Source organism: Sporocytophaga myxococcoides (genome assembly GCF_000775915.1).
Lineage (GTDB): Bacteria > Bacteroidota > Bacteroidia > Cytophagales > Cytophagaceae > Sporocytophaga > Sporocytophaga myxococcoides_A.
Window position 1 is genome coordinate 212,297 of record NZ_BBLT01000001.1, and the last position, 17,085, is coordinate 229,381.

The 17,085-nt window shown below is 35.3% G+C and carries 13 protein-coding genes; 8 read left to right on the plus strand and 5 right to left on the minus strand.

Features of this window, described 5'->3' with window-relative positions; all coding sequences use genetic code 11:
- Positions 1–65: 65 nt before the first annotated feature.
- From MYP_RS00900 to MYP_RS00910, 3 genes are read left to right on the plus strand one after another with little or no spacing between them, the layout of a single operon-like run.
- On the plus strand, positions 66–1,730 hold the full coding sequence (locus MYP_RS00900; protein ID WP_045458954.1) for a C45 family autoproteolytic acyltransferase/hydolase: 1,665 nt from the start codon (positions 66–68) through the stop codon (positions 1,728–1,730).
- Complete coding sequence (locus tag MYP_RS24630; RefSeq protein ID WP_052429860.1) at positions 1,720–2,418, plus strand: hypothetical protein; 699 nt, start codon at positions 1,720–1,722, stop codon at positions 2,416–2,418. Before MYP_RS00900 ends, MYP_RS24630 begins: the two co-directional genes overlap by 11 nt.
- A 13-nt stretch (positions 2,419–2,431) precedes the next feature.
- Positions 2,432–3,736, plus strand: a complete 1,305-nt coding sequence (locus tag MYP_RS00910) for a phenylacetate--CoA ligase family protein (protein ID WP_045457196.1) — start codon at positions 2,432–2,434, stop codon at positions 3,734–3,736.
- Position 3,737: 1 nt separating this feature from the next.
- Here MYP_RS00910 and MYP_RS00915 read toward each other — a convergent pair whose 3' ends face one another.
- Positions 3,738–4,748 carry an alpha/beta hydrolase gene (locus MYP_RS00915; protein ID WP_197059979.1) on the minus strand — a complete coding sequence of 337 codons (1,011 nt, stop codon included), beginning with the start codon at positions 4,746–4,748 and terminating at the stop codon, positions 3,738–3,740.
- A 111-nt stretch (positions 4,749–4,859) separates the two neighbouring features.
- Between MYP_RS00915 and MYP_RS00920 the strand changes: the two genes are divergently transcribed.
- The gene (locus MYP_RS00920; RefSeq protein WP_045457201.1) at positions 4,860–5,492 is read left to right on the plus strand and encodes a hypothetical protein; all 633 of its coding nucleotides are present in this window, start codon (positions 4,860–4,862) and stop codon (positions 5,490–5,492) included.
- A 9-nt stretch (positions 5,493–5,501) separates the two neighbouring features.
- Here MYP_RS00920 and MYP_RS00925 read toward each other — a convergent pair whose 3' ends face one another.
- Together MYP_RS00925 and MYP_RS00930 are read right to left on the minus strand one after the other, a co-directional pair.
- Positions 5,502–7,967, minus strand: a complete 2,466-nt coding sequence (locus MYP_RS00925) for a DUF5686 and carboxypeptidase-like regulatory domain-containing protein (RefSeq protein WP_045457204.1) — start codon at positions 7,965–7,967, stop codon at positions 5,502–5,504.
- Positions 7,968–8,015: 48 nt separating this feature from the next.
- Positions 8,016–9,254, minus strand: coding sequence for an NAD(P)/FAD-dependent oxidoreductase (locus MYP_RS00930; protein ID WP_045457207.1), 1,239 nt, complete (start codon positions 9,252–9,254; stop codon positions 8,016–8,018).
- Positions 9,255–9,812: 558 nt separating this feature from the next.
- Between MYP_RS00930 and MYP_RS00940 the strand changes: the two genes are divergently transcribed.
- Both MYP_RS00940 and MYP_RS00945 read left to right on the plus strand, forming a co-directional pair.
- Positions 9,813–10,718 (plus strand): hypothetical protein, encoded by a 906-nt coding sequence (locus MYP_RS00940; protein WP_052429861.1) that lies wholly within the window; start codon positions 9,813–9,815, stop codon positions 10,716–10,718.
- Between the two features lie 161 nt (positions 10,719–10,879).
- Positions 10,880–11,167, plus strand: a complete 288-nt coding sequence (locus MYP_RS00945; protein ID WP_052429862.1) for a muconolactone Delta-isomerase family protein — start codon at positions 10,880–10,882, stop codon at positions 11,165–11,167.
- Here MYP_RS00945 and MYP_RS00950 read toward each other — a convergent pair whose 3' ends face one another.
- Positions 11,168–11,830 carry a DUF2461 domain-containing protein gene (locus MYP_RS00950; protein WP_045457213.1) on the minus strand — a complete coding sequence of 221 codons (663 nt, stop codon included), beginning with the start codon at positions 11,828–11,830 and terminating at the stop codon, positions 11,168–11,170.
- A 438-nt stretch (positions 11,831–12,268) separates the two neighbouring features.
- Between MYP_RS00950 and MYP_RS00955 the strand changes: the two genes are divergently transcribed.
- Positions 12,269–13,474, plus strand: a complete 1,206-nt coding sequence (locus tag MYP_RS00955) for an aminotransferase-like domain-containing protein (RefSeq protein WP_045458967.1) — start codon at positions 12,269–12,271, stop codon at positions 13,472–13,474.
- A gap of 12 nt (positions 13,475–13,486) precedes the next feature.
- Here MYP_RS00955 and MYP_RS00960 read toward each other — a convergent pair whose 3' ends face one another.
- Positions 13,487–15,055 (minus strand): hypothetical protein, encoded by a 1,569-nt coding sequence (locus MYP_RS00960; protein ID WP_045457217.1) that lies wholly within the window; start codon positions 15,053–15,055, stop codon positions 13,487–13,489.
- Positions 15,056–15,324: 269 nt separating this feature from the next.
- On the opposite strand from MYP_RS00960, the gene ilvB reads away from it, so the two are divergent.
- Positions 15,325–17,040: a biosynthetic-type acetolactate synthase large subunit gene (gene ilvB, locus MYP_RS00965; protein ID WP_045457220.1), complete on the plus strand. Its 1,716-nt coding sequence runs from the start codon at positions 15,325–15,327 to the stop codon at positions 17,038–17,040.
- Positions 17,041–17,085 lie beyond the last annotated feature (45 nt).

The following is a 17,085-nucleotide window of genomic DNA, read 5'->3' on the forward strand; positions in this document are numbered from 1 at the left end:
ATTTTATTTTGTGATGAATTTTATTCCTGCCAAATTTGTAATCTAAGGTGAAATTTGAAAAATTCATGGGGATCAAAAAAAGACATGTTTTTACCGGTATTATCGCAATTTTTTTATTTCTGATTATCTGGTTTATCTCTGTTGCACTTGCTTTTCCGCCGGTACCACCCAATACAGATGTCCATTCTCTTCAAAGAGAGGAAGTTTCCAAGGGCTTTTATAGAATTGGAAATAATTGGTTTAAGAAGAATGAGTTTGGAATGTATGAAATGTATGTTGAAGGTTCTCCATATGAAAGAGGAGTTATTAATGGCAAATTAAGCACAGAATTAGTTAAAAGACAGGAAGATGTCTTTGTTGGCCAAATTACTGAACTGGTTCCGAATAAAACCTATCGCGGTTTTTTAAAATATCTTATAGGATGGTTTAACAGAAATCTGGATGAAAACATACCCCTGGAGTATAAACAGGAAATATCCGGTGTTTCTTTATCAGCATCTGAGAACTACTATGCTATCGGAACTCCATATCAGCGTCTGCTCAATTATCATGCAGCTCATGATATAGGACATGCCCTGCAGGATAAAAACCTTGTAGGTTGCACATCATTTGCAGCCTGGGATGCTAAAAGTCAGGATGGAGGACTTATAGTTGGAAGAAATTTTGACTTTTATGTAGGAGATGAATTCGCTCAGGACAAAATTATCGCTTTTATTGCTCCAGACAGTGGGAATAAATTCATGATGGTAACATGGGGTGGTATGACTGGAGTTCTTTCCGGTATGAATGAACAAGGACTTACTGTGACTATTAATGCAGCGAAGTCAGATCCTCCGCTAGGTTCAGCAATGCCTATTTCTTTGCTAGCAAGAGAAATATTACAATATGCTTCAACTATTGATGAAGCATATAAAATCGCCTTACAAAGAAAAACATTTGTTTCTGAATCTATCTTGATTGGTTCTTCAAATGAAAACAAGGCTGCAATAATTGAAAAATCGCCTAACAAACAAGGACTTTTAAGATCAGATCAAAATTATATCGTTTGTTCAAATCACTACCAAAGTGAAGTGTTTGCTAATGATCCACTGAATATTCAGAATATAAAAGAAAGTTCCTCGCTTTACAGGTATCATAGAATGGATCAACTGATTGGCAAATATCCTAAGATTGGAGTGAAAGAAACGGCGAAGATTCTAAGAGATAAAAATGGATTGGATGATAAAGTCCTCGGGTATGGAAACGAAAAAGCCATGAATCAGCTTATCGCACATCATTCGGTTATATTTAAACCAGCATTGAGGCAGGTATGGGTATCTTCTAATCCATATGTTTTAGGTGCTTATGTTGCTTATGATCTTAACAAAATTTTTCAGCTGAAAGGACTTAATAGGGATACAGCCATCTATGAAAAATCATTGGTAATCCCTGCTGATTCTTTTATGTTAACTCCGGAATTCAGAAATTATGAATCATACAAGAGGCTTAAAAAATTCCTTAAAAAACAGATGAGTCTCAAATCCACTGTGGCCTTAGATTCAATAGTGAAAATTGTCAGATGTAATCCTGATAGCTATGAATCACATTGGATTGCCGGCGATTGTTATAGATACCTGGGCAAAAAGGACGAAGCTTCATTCATGTATAAGGAAGCTTTAAAAAAGGAAATACCAACGTTATTTGAAAAGAATAAAATTGAAAAATTATTAGGTACTTTATATGAAAACTAATTTTATTAAATCATTTTTTGCTTTATGCATTCTATTTTTTGCTGTCACAGTTTCCTTCTCCCAAGATCTGATTTTGAAAAGAGGGGGTGATGAGATATATGGTAAAGTACTGGAAATTAAAGAGGACAAGATCTTTTACAAAAACAATGTAAATGATTCTTTAATCATCAGTATAGACAAAAAACTTGTCTTCATGGTGAAATTTGAGAACGGAGCAAAGATTGTCTTTGATAATCCGATTATTGCTGAGCCTGTAACAGTAGAACCTATAGAGAAAATGGAAGAACGTTCAGGTCCATTACTTATTGATACCAGAGCCAGAGGATTGTATTACTATAATGGCAGGTATTATTCCATAAAAAGACTGAGTCCGGTATTGCTTTCGACAAATGATAAAGAAATCAGGGAGCATCTTTCAACTGCCAAAGCTGCGAACATTGGCAGCTGGGTATTATTTGGATTGTCATTCCCTCTGGGTACTATTGGTCTTGTTGGCCTCGCTGAAATTGATGCAGCTACTAATTCAGCATATCGGCAAGATCCTAAGGCAGTACCTTTAGCCGCTGCTGGTATTGGCTCTTTTCTGATTTGTCAGATAGGGAATATAGTACTTAAAAAGGTTGTGAGAGATAATAGTAACAACAGGGCTGTAGAGCGTTACAATCAATTACAACTTTTAAATAAATAATTAGCCGATTCAGATGCAGGCCCCCGAAATAGAATTTAAGGATAAAGAGCAGGTTAAAAGATTTCAGGAAAAAAAGCTGGGAGAGTTATTAGATTATCTTATGGCTTGTTCTCCATTTTATAAAGAACTGTTTGAGAAAAATAATATTAAAAGATCTGATATCAATTCTCTGGAGGATCTTATTAAAGTACCTGTATCTTCCAAATATGATCTTTACTCAAGAAATTTTGACTTTTTATGTGTTCCTAAAAATAAAATAGTAGACTATGTTACTACTTCCGGAACACTGGGGGACCCCGTAACTTTTGCCCTTACCGATGGTGATCTGGATCGTCTTGGCTATAATGAAGCCATTTCTTTCATATCTGCAGAATGTGGTCCTGATGATATCTTTCAGCTTACGACTACCATAGACAGGAGATTTATGGCTGGCCTCGCTTATTTTCTCGGTGCAAGAAAACTTGGTGCAGGTCTTGTAAGAGTGGGATCAGGGATACCGGAACTTCAATGGGATACTATACAGAGAATAAACCCTACCGTGCTGGTTGCTGTCCCGTCTTTCATTATCAAATTGATTGAATATGCTGAAGCTAACAATATAGACTATAAATCCAGTTCTGTAAAAAAGGCTATTTGTATTGGAGAATCTGTAAGAAATCCTGATTTTTCGCTGAATACGTTAGGCCAAAAAATACAGGATAAGTGGGGCATTAAATTATATTCTACTTATGCTTCTACTGAAATGGTCACCGCCTTTACCGAGTGTGGAGCGTCGCAAGGAGGACATCACCATCCTGAATTAATCATTGTTGAATTTTTAGACGATAATAATTGTCCTGTTGAAGAAGGGAAACCAGGGGAGGTAACCATTACAACACTGGGTGTGGAAGGCATGCCTTTGTTAAGGTTTAAAACTGGTGATATTTGTATTGCCAACTATGAGCAATGTGAATGCGGCAGAACCAGCATGCGTTTAGGACCAATATTGGGTCGTAAAAATCAAATGATCAAATACAAAGGAACAAGTCTGTATCCTCCAGCTTTGTATGATATACTTGATACGATGCCTATGGTTAAAAACTATGTTGTTGAAGTTTTTACCAATGATATAGGTACAGATGAAATCCTAATTAGAATAGGATGTGCGGAAGTAATGGAAAGTTTTGAAAAGGAGATTAAAGATCATTTCAGGGCAAAGCTGAGAGTGGCGCCAATGGTTAAATTTGAAGATCCCAAGGTCATACAGGCATTGCAATTCCCTGAAATAAGCAGGAAGGCTATTAAATTTTTTGACAAACGAAATAGCGTATTATCCTGAATCATCGGATATCAAAGCCTTTGCCATCATTTCTTTGAGAAAATCTGGACGCATCTTTTAGAGGTATAAGTTGTCCGTGAAGGATGTCCATATAAAATTGTTTTATATTCGGGTAACTCTTGAATAGGCCCGTATTGCGGTAATAATTGTGCTCTTTATTAGCAATGTTTTGAAAGTTAATGTAATAAGCATTACCTGCTAATGGCTTCTTCAATCGTTCTCCCAACTGTTTTCTGAATGTGATGAGATGGGCTCCATTTAGTGTATGATCCTTTTTGTTATAGGTTATATAAATGTTTTTCTGAATATTACTTTTTTCCAACCATCGCTTATGGCGCTTTTGCTTTACAGCTGCAGCATTCATTAATATTGTTTCAAATACAACAGGGCAATCATTTAATCGATTCTGCTTTAGAGATTCCATATAAACATAATTGCCAAGGCTGTGCATATGTAGTACAAAGGTCAGATTAGGTTGATTCTCTTTAATTTTGCCTAAGGCCCTTAAGTAAGCAGCAAACAGATTAACAGATTCTTTATAGTTGCCTTTAGAATTGTAAAAGTTTCTGATCTTATTACTTTTAGGCAGAAGGCTAGGAACATCAAAGGCAATTACAGGTACATCGAAAAGAAGTCTTATATCTGCAGCTCTGTTGATAGCTAATGGAAAATCCTTTCCATCTCCATGAACAAAGGTTGCTACTTCTTTTGTACAACCCGATTTTTGTAAAGCCATCTCCAAAGAAGCCACTTCCATGATATACCAGTCGGGGTTTTTCCAAAGGCAGATTAAAGTAGTATATTGATCTGAACGAATTGATTTGTCAGAGAAATACTTTGGACTGCCTGCAACTTTATTTCTTACCGTTATCATGATAATGGTGGTGTCTGAGTCCTTAAACTGTAAGTCTTCAGCCCATTTAAGATTTGTGCCGTTATACTTATCATAAGGGAAATATGTCTGGGAAAAGGAAGTATAGGGAAGGATGGTGAATGTAAAAATAAAAATCACGCTTATTAGATTTTGTGGTTTCATCGATCCTGATTTGCTTGTTTTTTTGAAATTACTTTATTTTAAAACAGTATAAACAATTTTATTTCAAATTTTGATTTTAAATAAACCATGAAAAAGTTATTTACACTTTTGTTAACAATGAGTTCGGTAATTTTTACTGTATTGGCTCAGGATAATTTACTTCAATCCGGAGAAGTCGTGTGGTATGGAATCGATTTTTCTCATTCTAAATTTATAGGTGAATTTAGCCAATTCTCAGAGGCCGGAACTAAGAGCAGTCAGGAAATACAGGTAAAGTATTTTCCTGCATGGAACAACATTGTTATCAATGAGCCTGATAAATATAACATAAAGAAGTTTTATGGATTTGATGAAGTTATATTTGACTTGAATCTGGTTAAAAAAAATAATGAAGCTGCTGATATTGACGCCATTTTTGACCAATCGAAACCTAATGACCTATCACCAGAAAAAATACAGAAAATGATAAGTAGTTATCATATATCAGGAAAAAAAGGTCTTGGATTGGTTTTTATTGTTGATAATTTCAATAAGATAGAAGAACAAGGAAATATTTATGTAACATTCTTTGATCTTGCGACCAAAAAGGTGATAGCAACAAATCTTTATGGAGGAAAACCAGGTGGATTTGGTATTAAAAACTATTGGGCAAGAGTAATTTATAATGTGATGGAAACGAGCGGAAAAGAGTTTAAAAAAATAAAAAAAGGTAAAAAGTAAGGTATTAGTTTAGAAATCAATATGGACACTAAGTTTTAAATAAAATTTCTCTGTACCAGGGTGATCATGATAGTTAAGCCTCCAAATGCCATCAAGCCTGATCACCCTGAAAATGTTCTCTATTCCTACCCCTGCTTCCATAAATGGTTCTTTAGCGAGGCTATACATCTCAGGCAGTAATATCATTTGAGCTTTATTCGATTCGGATAAGGATCCCATTACTCCTTTGAAGGATATGATCTCTCTCCATTTGAGTTTTCTTATCAGTGGAATTTTATTGAAGAAATAACCATCAAAGTGATGTGAAAGCTGAACGTTTACATACTGATCACTGACAAACTCAAAGAATCGCATTGAATTAAAAATATAATCATCATAGAAGATCGTCTGGTTACCGTTATGCAACTCAAGCAAAGGGTAGGGCAGGGTTCCGAAAATCTTTCCAGCTTCAGCACGGTACCTGGTATAACCGATATTTTTAATCCTCAATCTTTGTCTTACACTCAAAGCTATTTTCTGATAATTATAATCGCTTCCCAATAAATCTTTTATGCCTAGTACTATTGCCGCATCAAATATAGGATATGGAGTGCCAAGACTGATTCTTCTATAATCACCTCTGAGAAATTTTTCTTTATATGCATAATGAGTGTAAATAGAAACTTCCGTTGTTGTAATTGACGATACATTAACAGTATCATTCATTCCAGGAATTTCTTTATTATATTCAAGTTTACCTACAGGCCTGATGATAGCATTCCTTATCTGTAATTTATTGGACAGATGTTGGGTCCAGAATTTTTCATAATACAATCTGTATTCATCAATAAAATTTAGCCTGTTTTGGGCTGAAATTTTAAACAAGGCATTCAATAAATTGTCTGGCCGCATGAATGTAACCTGACTAAAGCCAAGCTGTTCTATGTCATGTTTAACCCTAAAACTTATTATCTCATCGGGATCTTTTTTTCTGAAATAAGTAATTCCTCCTCCGTATTTTATTTTTTCATCTCTAAGACCATAAGCTCCATAACCATCCAGCAAAATCCTCTTGCTGAATTTGGGATTAGTTCTAAACCCTATCCTGAATTTATTACCTTCAACAGGGTTGTAAGAATAGACTTTATAGATGGGGCCAAACTCAATTTTTTTTACTGGTATATATCCTTTAAACAAAACCAGATACCTCTTAAAGGCTTTGGTATTCTTAAGGGAATCAGTAAGTTGGTATATAGCTTGTTCAGACTTAGAAAGGGTATCATGCCTGGCTGCTTCCCAGTAAGTATTGTCTTTTGCTCCTGCTTCTTTTTCCACTATAGTAGTTGCTTTATCATCAAAAAAACTATTGGAGAAAGATGGGTTCAGATTAAAATTTTTGTTCGAAGTACTTCTTGATGCAAAAAACTTTTGGGTCTTTCCTGAATGAGGAACAAGCACTTCACCATAAATATAAAGCTGTTCTTCGGCAGGGAGGGATTTACCTTCTACATCCATATAGGATTGCCGCAAGCCAAATGATGTAACAAAGTTGAGGTTGATTTCCTGGCCAGCTTTAGCATTTATTTCTTTAATCGTAAATGTTGTATCTCTTATCCATATTATTCCTGATAATGTTAATTCCTGCTTTCTGGAAGGGAAATAACGTACTTTATAACACCAGTTGTTATCTATATATCCACTGTCAAGCAGTTCATAATCATAATGACGAAAACATGATGAGCTGACAGGGCTGATAAAATTTTTGTTAAACATCAGTAAGTAATCATCATAGGCATACACATTCAATGCAAGATTGGAGAATAGTTTTCCAATGCTTTCATTTTTCATTCCGGAAAGCCTTGTCGCCTTTATGATTTCCTTTTGTTTATTGCCATTTTTCTGATAAAAATTATCCGATACTGTTTCAAGAAGCATTACAGGAAGATAGGGCTTACCATCTGTGGTATCCATGTTGTCAAAAAAGAAAGCAAAGGGCTTAAGATAGAATTGTTTCTTCAGATCTTCATCAAGTTCTCTTAAACCGATCTTAGACTTATTGTAGGACTCATAGGAGTAGCTTTTAATGGTCTCTTTTCTGAAGTTTTTTTTGTTGGAGATGACATTTCTTATAATTCTATAAGCAGGATTTTCAGTAACAGTAACTGTAATTTCATTGAGGTTACTGACTTCTTCTTCCAGAAAGATATTAATTTGCTGTACCTGATATTTTTGGATTGCAAGTTTCTTCACCGAATATCCTACGCTTGCAACAATAAGGCTATCTGGTCCTGTAAATGTTTCGATAATGAAATTTCCTTCAAAATCGGAAACAGTTCCTTTTGACTTATCGGAAAAGTAAATACTGGCAAAAGGAATAAGCTCTTTACTCTGTGAATCTATTACCTTACCTGTGACTCTTGTAATTTGTGAATTAGCCGGATTAAAAAAAGATGATATGAATATAATAAAAAATGCAACCCCTGAACAGAGTTGCATTTTCTGAATTATAAAATTATAACTTAATGAAATGATCTGTTTCAAAGGTTAGCTTGCTCCTTCTTCTAATCGGATAAGATGCGAAAGATTCTTTATAACCCTGTCGTGCTTCTTAACGAAAGGATTATTTAAATCCCATACATAGCCTGCAAGCACTGAACATATTTGCTTTTTAATTTCATCATCAGGCTTAGGAGCAAAGAAAATATCCTGAAGGGTTCCATCATACCAACCCATTACATAACTTCTGAATGTATTGACTCCTTGCATCGTTGGCTCCATAAATTCTTTTTCCCAGTCAACACTCTGGCCTTTCAGTTTCTTTACTACCAGGTTTGCAGCAGTGGCTCCCGAAACTGTAGCAAGTGTTACGCCTGAAGAAAAAATGGGATCTAGGAATTCAGTAACGTTTCCTGTAAGGACAAATCCGTCTCCATAAAATTTATTGGTTGTTACAGACCAGCCTTCCAGCGTTCGTGGCTCGAATACAAAATCAACTCCGTCGAACCTTCTCTGTGTATGCGGCTGGGTTTTGATCATCGCTCTGAAGCGTTCTTCCGGAGTCCCTGTAAATCTATCAAAAAATTGAGTGTCACCAACAAAGCCTACTGATGTATTGCCATTTGAGAAAGGGATGATCCAGATCCATACTCCCGGTTCATGAGAAACAATTGTAATTCTGTTTGGTTCCTCATCTACAAATCTGTTTACGTCTACAGTGTGCGCAAACAAGGTTCTTCTGGCCGGAAGATTTGATGGTTGGTCCAAATTGAATAATTTAGGAATTACTCTTCCATATCCACTTGCATCTACAATAAATCTGGCCTCTATCGTACTTTTATTACCATCCTTATCTTCAATTGTAGTAATGCTGTCGCTACCGTTAAATTTAATATCAGTTACTCCTGTTTCAAACAAAACCGGTATACCTTTACGCTCCATTTCATCAGTAAGTGTTTTGTCAAAATCAGCTCTTGGTACCTGCCAGGTCCAGGTCCAGCCTTGGGTAAATTGGTTTGAGAAGTTAAAATCACATATTTTACCGTCTTTCACGAACTTCGCTCCAGACTTTTGCTGAAAACCTTTTGCCTTCACTGCTTCAAGTAATTCAGCTTCTTCAAGGGCCTCCATGCATCTCGGAAGAAGGCTTTCTCCTATTACAAAACGAGGAAATTTCAGTTTCTCAACAACTTTAACTTTTAATCCATGCTTATGGATAATAGAAGCGGCCACGGCCCCGGAAGGACCTGCTCCTATTACCAGTACGTCAACTTTTTCAGAACTCATAATAATTTTAATCTGGTGTTTTTACGAATCAAATATCTAAGAAGGCTACTTTGGAAATAAAATAAATTTTAAATAATCACCTGTGTAAAAATTATGTTTAAATATGATTTAGTAATCAATTAATTAATAAAATTACCTTAAATGTATGAAATTAATAAAGTAAAGGAAAAATTAGAATTGAGTTTGTGGTAAGCTGCTGTAAATCAGAATTTTTATTTTGCCTGTTTCAAGTAGCTTTTTTGCATTTTTAATCTGGAAGATTACCTGTAAACTTTTCTTTGCTTTGCTTTGAAGCAATCTATTCAATGTGCCATGGGGGGGCGGAATCTTGGGGCTCTTTAAACATTGATGGCGCATGTTGCAAATATCACTTTCCTGTGTATAAATTAGCGAATTATTTTCTTTATCTGTAACGAAGTGTATTGGTATAAAAGTATTTGCTTCAACTTTTTGCGAAAACAATTTCACCAATAATAGGTTATGCAAAACCTTTCGTGGCAGCTCCATTAAGTTTTAAAATTATCATCTATTATAAAACCACTTGAAAAATTAGTTAATATGAAAAAGATCAATTTACTTTTTTTGAATTTTTTTGTTGTACTCCTTATTTCATGCGAAAGCAAGAAGCAGGAACAGGCGAGCTATGATGTAGATACTGTTACAGTTGTAGAAGATCAGAGCCCTAAAGTTGTTTTAGAAGAGGTTTGGTCTTCTGATACTACTTTGAAAACTCCTGAATCTGTAATTTTTGATGAGGGTAAAAAGATATTGTACGTTTCTAACGTTAATGGTGATCCTACTGCAGCTGATAATAATGGGTTTATCTCTAAAGTAAGTCTTGACGGAAAAATTGAAAACCTGGAGTGGGTAAAAGGACTCAGTGCTCCTAAGGGACTTGGTCTAAATAAAAACATCCTTTATGTTACGGACATTAATAAGCTGGTTGAAATTGATACTGACAAAGGTAAAATTGTAAAGACTTATGCCGTTCCTGGCGCTAAATTCTTAAATGATGTTTTCGTGACCCCTCAGGGTGATGTTTATTTTTCCGACAGTGAGACCAATAAAATCCACAAACTGCAAAATGGTAAAGTTACTTTGTTCACTGACCAAAATCTGAATAAGCCAAACGGTATTTTTATTAAAGACAGCATATTGTATTTAGCATCTATGGGAAGCAGTGATTTTAAAGCTATCAATATGAATACTAAAAAAGATACAGTATTGGCTACGGGCATAGGCATGGGTGATGGTGTTGAATATGTGGGACCTGGTAATGACTTTCTTGTTTCTGACTGGGAAGGCGGTATCTACTATATTTCTGATGGAAAATCACAAAAGCTGATCGATTCAAAAGAACAGAAAGTAAATACGGCTGATATTGAATTTGTTCCTTCTGAAGACCTATTGTTGGTTCCTACTTTTTTCAGAAATAAATTGGTTGGTTACAAACTGAAAAAATAAACTGTTGATTAATACAATTTAAAACTACACAAGATGCTGATTTATATGTCCTTGTGTAGTTTTTGTTTTTTTTGATTTAGTATCTTTCATTTTTTCCTGAAAAAAAATCAAGATCTCTATCATTTTATTACCCTTTGCCGTTTAATATTAAAAAGTAAAACATGCAATATCTGGTTGATATATCCTTCCCCATCAATTTTGATGAGAACTTTATGAAGCTTGTTCCGCTTCAAAAGGATCATATCAATAATCTGGTCAGTAAAGGTATTGTGCTTTCTTATTCGTTATCTCTTGACAGAACACGGTTGTGGGTTAATATAAAAGCTAAGAGCGAAGAAGAAATTAAGGATACATTATCTACATTTCCCCTCTATTCCTATTTTAAATACTCTGTTTTTCCATTGGCTTTCCATGCTTCAGGATTTATGCCATCGGTGTCGATGAATTAGCTATTCTTCAATTACTGCAGGGTAGAGGAACTCTATAAATGGCAACATTTCTTTGCTGTATTTTTTTAGCAAACCTTTTAACTTCCCTTCTTCAATTTCTTTATCAGTAATGGCTTTAGATACTATAAAACTTTTATACTTTAAAAGATCAATGTGCGGGTTTTCCTCGTCATATCCTTTCGGTGCCCTTATTAGTTTTTCTCCTTCCATCTCCCCAAACGTATTTTTAAAACTTGCCTTACTTAATATTTTTGAAAGGCTCTTTCCATTATAGTCTATTTCCTGACGTATTTTTTCAAGCATACCTTTTTCCGGCATATATACACCACCTGCTACAAAGCTCTCGTCCCCGGGCTGAATATGGATGTAATATCCTGGACCAAAGGATTTCCTGCCCTTTATGCTTATAAAAGCCGAAAAATTCTTCTTATATGGCGTTTTATCTTTTGAGAAACGAATATCTCTGTTGATTCTGAATATGGTATTTTTTGCTTCTATACTTTTTACCTTATCGTCAAAATCTGCTATATCATTAATCACTACTTGCACAAAAGCCACAAAATCTTTCCTTAGTGCATCATAGGTTGTTCTGTTTTTATCAAACCACTCCTTGTTATTGTTTTTCTTTAATTGTGTTAGAAACTTTAGAAGATCTTTAGTCATGTTTTAGATTCGGCTTATATAAAAATAATTGTCTTAGAATTTTAAACTTAAGATTTTAAAAACTATTTTTGCTAAATATACTATTAGAAATAATCAATGAAAAATACTTTCTCTGTCGTTGCATTAGTCGTGGCAGCCAGGCCTAAGGTCCGGAGAAAGTAATCCATTGTATAAATATAAAAATATAAGGATGAAGCCCCGGACTTAAAGTTCGGGGCTTTTCTGTTTTAGTACCCTTTTGAAAATATTAAAGAATGACTTCACTATATAAAAATATTATTTCATGCATTGCAATTGTGGTCGTGGTCGCGTCAGTCCTTGTGGATTATTCCCCCGGGTAAAGCATGCATTTAATAATATTAAGATACATGAAAGCCCCGGACTCACATTCGGGGCTTTTTTTATTTAATCCAAATGAAAATCAATAGTTTAGATATTATGAAAACTGAAACAGTGTTTTATGAATTTTCGGAACGGACAAATTCCATTCCAGTATCCTTTATCAGAGAGATCCTGAAAGTAGCTTCTTCCAAAGATCTTATCTCTTTTGCAGGCGGTTTGCCCAATGCGGCTTTTTTTCCAATTAAAGCTTTGCAAGAGATCAGTAATAAAGTTATTAAAGAGGATGGAGCCAAAGCCCTTCAATACAATATTACAGAAGGTTATCTGCCATTGAAAGAATGGATTGTTAAATGGTATAGGACGAAACGAGGTATTGATGTTTCGCCTGACGAAATATTGATCACAAGTGGCTCACAGCAAGGATTGGATCTCATAGGTAAAATATTTATCAATAAAGGTGATCAGATCTTTATGGAAAATCCTGGTTATCTTGGAGCAATTCAATCATTCTCTGCTTATCAGCCTGAGCTTATACCAATTTCCTTAACCTCTCAGGGTATAGATGTTGAAGAGCTTAATGAAAAAAGTACCGCTGTTAAAAGTAAGTTTATTTACGGAGTTCCTAATTTTCAGAACCCAACAGGAATAACATATTCGGCAGAGACGAGGTTGAAGCTTGCCAGGCTCCTTGATGATAAGAAGCTTCTTTTTGTGGAAGATGATCCATATGGTGATATAAGATTTAAAGGTAAAGTACTTCCCGGCTTATTGACATTAAATAAAAAAAGGACCATTCATCTTGGTTCATTTTCAAAAATGATTTCTCCCGGCCTAAGACTAGGTTGGATCATTGCGAATAAGGAAATTATTAATAAGCTGGTTCTTGCCAAGCAGGCAAGTGATTTACATACAAATATGCTATCTCAAATGATAGTTTCTGAATTTCTCCGTGAATATGGTATAGAAGATCATTTGGCGCTTCTTCATAAAGAATATGGTAAAAGATGCGATCTTATGAGATCTCTTATACAGGAGTTTTTCCCTAATACAACTGAAGTATCTCAGCCTGAAGGAGGAATGTTTATGTGGGTTAAATTGCCCGATGAATATCCTGTTAAAGACATACTTGAAGAGTCAATTAGAGCAGGAATATTATTTGTTCCGGGAGCTGAATTCTGCACCAGCAGTAAAAAGGAAAATGCTATGAGGCTTAACTTTTCTAATGCTTCAGAAGAAGAAATACTTCTTGGTATTGTTAAAATAGGGATGGCAATTGATAAATGCAGAAAGAAAGGAGGTTGATCCTTTCTTTCCTTATGATGCTTTGTCTGACTTGTATTTTAGAGAGACTTTTTCCTGGATCACATCCTGGATAAGTCTCTTTTCTATTTTACTCTCCAGCCAGGAGATAATGTCAAAATATATGAATGCACGCTTTTCATAAGTACTGTTAACTAATGGAATTAACTGGGATTTGAGGCGTACAAATCGTTCGTACAGTTCTTTATCTCTCGTGTTCTGATTCAGGTCTTTCAGAAATTTTAGTATGAATTTCTGGAAAAGATGCAGATCCTCTTTTTTGAGTAGGAATCGATAGGTGGAAATAATATAATATTTGATTACATCATAATTGCCCAATTCATAATGGCAGATAAGGTTAAGTATTCTTGCAAAACAATGAAGATCTTCTCTAATATCACCATCAGGAATATTGATAATTCTGTTCAGCCATTTCAGTGCACCGTGAAAATCACTTGCTCCAAAATACAGACAGGATAACTTGTAATTGATGATCAATTCCGAATGCTTGTCTACAACTTCCAGAAGCTCGTATATCTTAGTATCCGGGCTTTTCATTAATACATCAACACCTTTTGTGAAGTCTCCTGTTATAAAGTATTTATTTATTTCGTGGATATAATAATATTTAAGAAGCCTGATTCTTATGCTTTCATTTTGTGAATGGTTATAGTCTGCTGCAATTGAATGCAGGATTTTGTTTGTCTCAACAAATTCGTTGTACATATCCAGCTTGTACTGGGCGATGAGCAGATTGTTAAGACTTTTAATGTATTGCTCCGTACTGGTTTCTTTAAGCTCTTCATGCGTGTCAAAAAGTTTAACAAGTTTTAAAGCATACTCATAACCATTTCTGAAATCCTGTATAAACAAATAATATCCTACATAAAGTTTATAAAGGTTCAGTTTTTCAGATATAGATAATTCTTCTTCAGTAAAGTCAGGAATATTGGAATTGAAGAACTCTTTGACTCTTAGAAAGTCTGCTTCATCTCTGATATAGCCGATTTTAGTATAGAATGAATTAAGCTTTATGGAAAGGTTAGAGAAGGTGTTAATATTATTAATTCTTTTATTTATGGTTCTCGCTTCTTCAATGATTCTGTCAACTTTATCCACTGTGTCATGATCGATAGTCTGCATTAGCACACTTTTCTCAAGTTTGATGATCTCCAGTTGTAATTCCAGATTGTCGTGTACCAATGCCATTTTTCTCGCTTTTTTCAATGAATTCATCCCTTGTGTATAAAGCCTTCTTGAAAATAGCAGCTGAGCATAATCAATTTGTTCCCTTATCTGAAGATCCAGAATTTTTGGAGCATTAAATAATCGTACAGCCTGAAGCAATTTGTCATAAAGGTATGCTTTCATGTTTGAAAGCTGCTCAGTTTTAAGGCTGGGGAGCTTATCAGCAATAGAATCTTCGTCAAATTCTTTCTGCTTATTCATGTAGTCGAACAGAATCAACATTTTTTTGTCTTCCCCATTCCCGGAACTTCCATATAAGAGCTTAAAATACCTTTTTTCATTTTTGCTCATGGATTTTACAAGTTCGTAAAGACTTCGAGATTTTATTCTGGCCACCGTAGTTATTTTTTGATTAATTACCTGAATTATAGTACAAATCTAATTGATAAAATTGGATTTGTAGAAGAGTTATTGTGAAAACTCTATATAATACGTTATAAGTTTGAATACGTAGAAATATTTTTTTTATTATTTTGATTTTTAGTTATTTGTGTTGTTGTTAATTTTTTAGAAAGCGTATTAAAATTGAAATAAAAAAAATGTGCTAAATAACAGACAATATATTTGTAGCAGTTATTTGATTGTTTATCTGATAAATCACCCACATGGAAAAAGTAAAAAAGAATGGTGCTCAAATTCTGATAGATTGCCTTGAAAGAGAAGAGGTGGAATATGTGTTTGGGTATTCTGGCGGGGCTGCTATTCCGATCTTTGATGCTTTATATGATTCTAAAATAAAACTCATATTAACCAGGCATGAACAAGGAGCAACACACATGGCGGACGGTTATGCAAGGGCAACCGGTAAACCAGGGGTGGTGCTTGTGACAAGTGGTCCTGGCGCTACTAACACAATTACTGGTATTATGACTGCTCAGATGGATTCTGTTCCAATGATTGTTCTTACAGGGCAGACCATAACAAGTTTGCTGGGAATGGATGCTTTTCAGGAAGCAGATGTATTTGGATTGACAATGCCTGCAGTGAAACACAATTACCTTGTAAAAAGGACCTCTGATATTCCCCGCATTGTAAAAGAAGCCTTTTATATAACAAATTCCGGAAGGCCTGGACCTGTCTTGATTGATCTTCCGAAGGATATTACTTCTGCTGTTTTTGAAGGGCAGTTTAAGGATAATTTGGAATTACCAGGTTATAAAGTGCCTTCAAAACCTGACCAGAGTTCTGTACAAAGTATAGCTGATCTTTTCCTGAAATCTAAAAAACCACTGTTACTTGTAGGGCATGGTGCTTTGATTGCGAAAGCCGATGAAGAGGTGAAACACCTCGCAGAAAAGCTTAAAGCACCGGTAACTACTACTTTATTGGGTAAGGGATCTTTTCCGGAAACTCATGAGCTTTCTCTTGGAATGGTAGGAATGTATGGAACAGTATATTCCAACAAAGCCATGTTAGAGTGTGACCTTATTATGTCCATCGGCAGTAGGTGGGATGACAGAATTAACGGAAATCCCAGAAAGTTTTGTCCCAATGCCAAAAAAATCCACATCGATATTGATCCTGCAGAAATAGGCAAAATAGTGACTCCCGATGCTTATGCAATTGGCGATGCCAAGGAAGTACTAAAAATGCTTATACCAATGGTTCAAAAGTTAGATACCGAAAAATGGCTGGATAAATTAAATCAATATAAAAAAGAATTTCCTTTTACCTATTCCAAAGACGAGCCTCTTAGGGCTCAATATGTTATTGAAGAAGCCTATAAAGTTTCTGAAGGTAAAGCTATAGTCTCCACGGATGTAGGACAGCATCAAATGTGGGCAGCTCAATATTATCTTACAAATACTCCTGATCAGTGGCTTTCGTCAGGTGGAGCAGGGACAATGGGATTCGGCTTTCCTGCAGCAATAGGTGCGCAGCTGGGTAAACCTGATCATAAAGTCCTTGCGATAGTTGGTGATGGTGGTTTTCAGATGACTCTTGCAGAGCTTTCTACCGCTGCTATTCATAAGATACCAGTAAAAATTCTGGTAATTGATAACAAATACCTGGGGATGGTGCGACAATGGCAGGAATTTTTCCTTGATTCACGATATAGCGGAGTAGATATGGTCGTAAATCCTGATTTTGTAAAGCTTGCCGAAGCTTATGGTGTAAAAGGATTTCACATAAACAAGACATCAGAAGTTACTTCAACTTTAAAAGAAGCATTTGAATATAATGAAGGACCATGTCTCATTCATGCAGAAGTAGTAAAGGATGACAATGTTTATCCGATGGTACCTGCAGGCATGTCGGTGGACCATATGATTACAGAGGCTCCGAAGATAAAGATGGAGATGCCGGAGGGAAGTACCTAGAATCAGCACCTATTCCTCATTCTTAAATATAAATAATATAATAAA

What these genes read in the sequence shown, in the direction of transcription:
- MYP_RS00900 (WP_045458954.1), top strand. Translation starts at nt 66, where the DNA reads ATGGGGATCAAAAAAAGACATGTTTTTACCGGTATTATCGCAATTTTT.
- MYP_RS24630 (WP_052429860.1), top strand. Translation starts at nt 1,720, where the DNA reads ATGAAAACTAATTTTATTAAATCATTTTTTGCTTTATGCATTCTATTT.
- MYP_RS00910 (WP_045457196.1), top strand. Translation starts at nt 2,432, where the DNA reads ATGCAGGCCCCCGAAATAGAATTTAAGGATAAAGAGCAGGTTAAAAGA.
- MYP_RS00920 (WP_045457201.1), top strand. Translation starts at nt 4,860, where the DNA reads ATGAAAAAGTTATTTACACTTTTGTTAACAATGAGTTCGGTAATTTTT.
- MYP_RS00925 (WP_045457204.1), bottom strand. Translation starts at nt 7,967, where the DNA reads ATGCAACTCTGTTCAGGGGTTGCATTTTTTATTATATTCATATCATCT.
- MYP_RS00930 (WP_045457207.1), bottom strand. Translation starts at nt 9,254, where the DNA reads ATGAGTTCTGAAAAAGTTGACGTACTGGTAATAGGAGCAGGTCCTTCC.
- MYP_RS00940 (WP_052429861.1), top strand. Translation starts at nt 9,813, where the DNA reads ATGAAAAAGATCAATTTACTTTTTTTGAATTTTTTTGTTGTACTCCTT.
- MYP_RS00945 (WP_052429862.1), top strand. Translation starts at nt 10,880, where the DNA reads ATGCAATATCTGGTTGATATATCCTTCCCCATCAATTTTGATGAGAAC.
- MYP_RS00950 (WP_045457213.1), bottom strand. Translation starts at nt 11,830, where the DNA reads ATGACTAAAGATCTTCTAAAGTTTCTAACACAATTAAAGAAAAACAAT.
- MYP_RS00955 (WP_045458967.1), top strand. Translation starts at nt 12,269, where the DNA reads ATGAAAACTGAAACAGTGTTTTATGAATTTTCGGAACGGACAAATTCC.
- ilvB (WP_045457220.1), top strand. Translation starts at nt 15,325, where the DNA reads ATGGAAAAAGTAAAAAAGAATGGTGCTCAAATTCTGATAGATTGCCTT.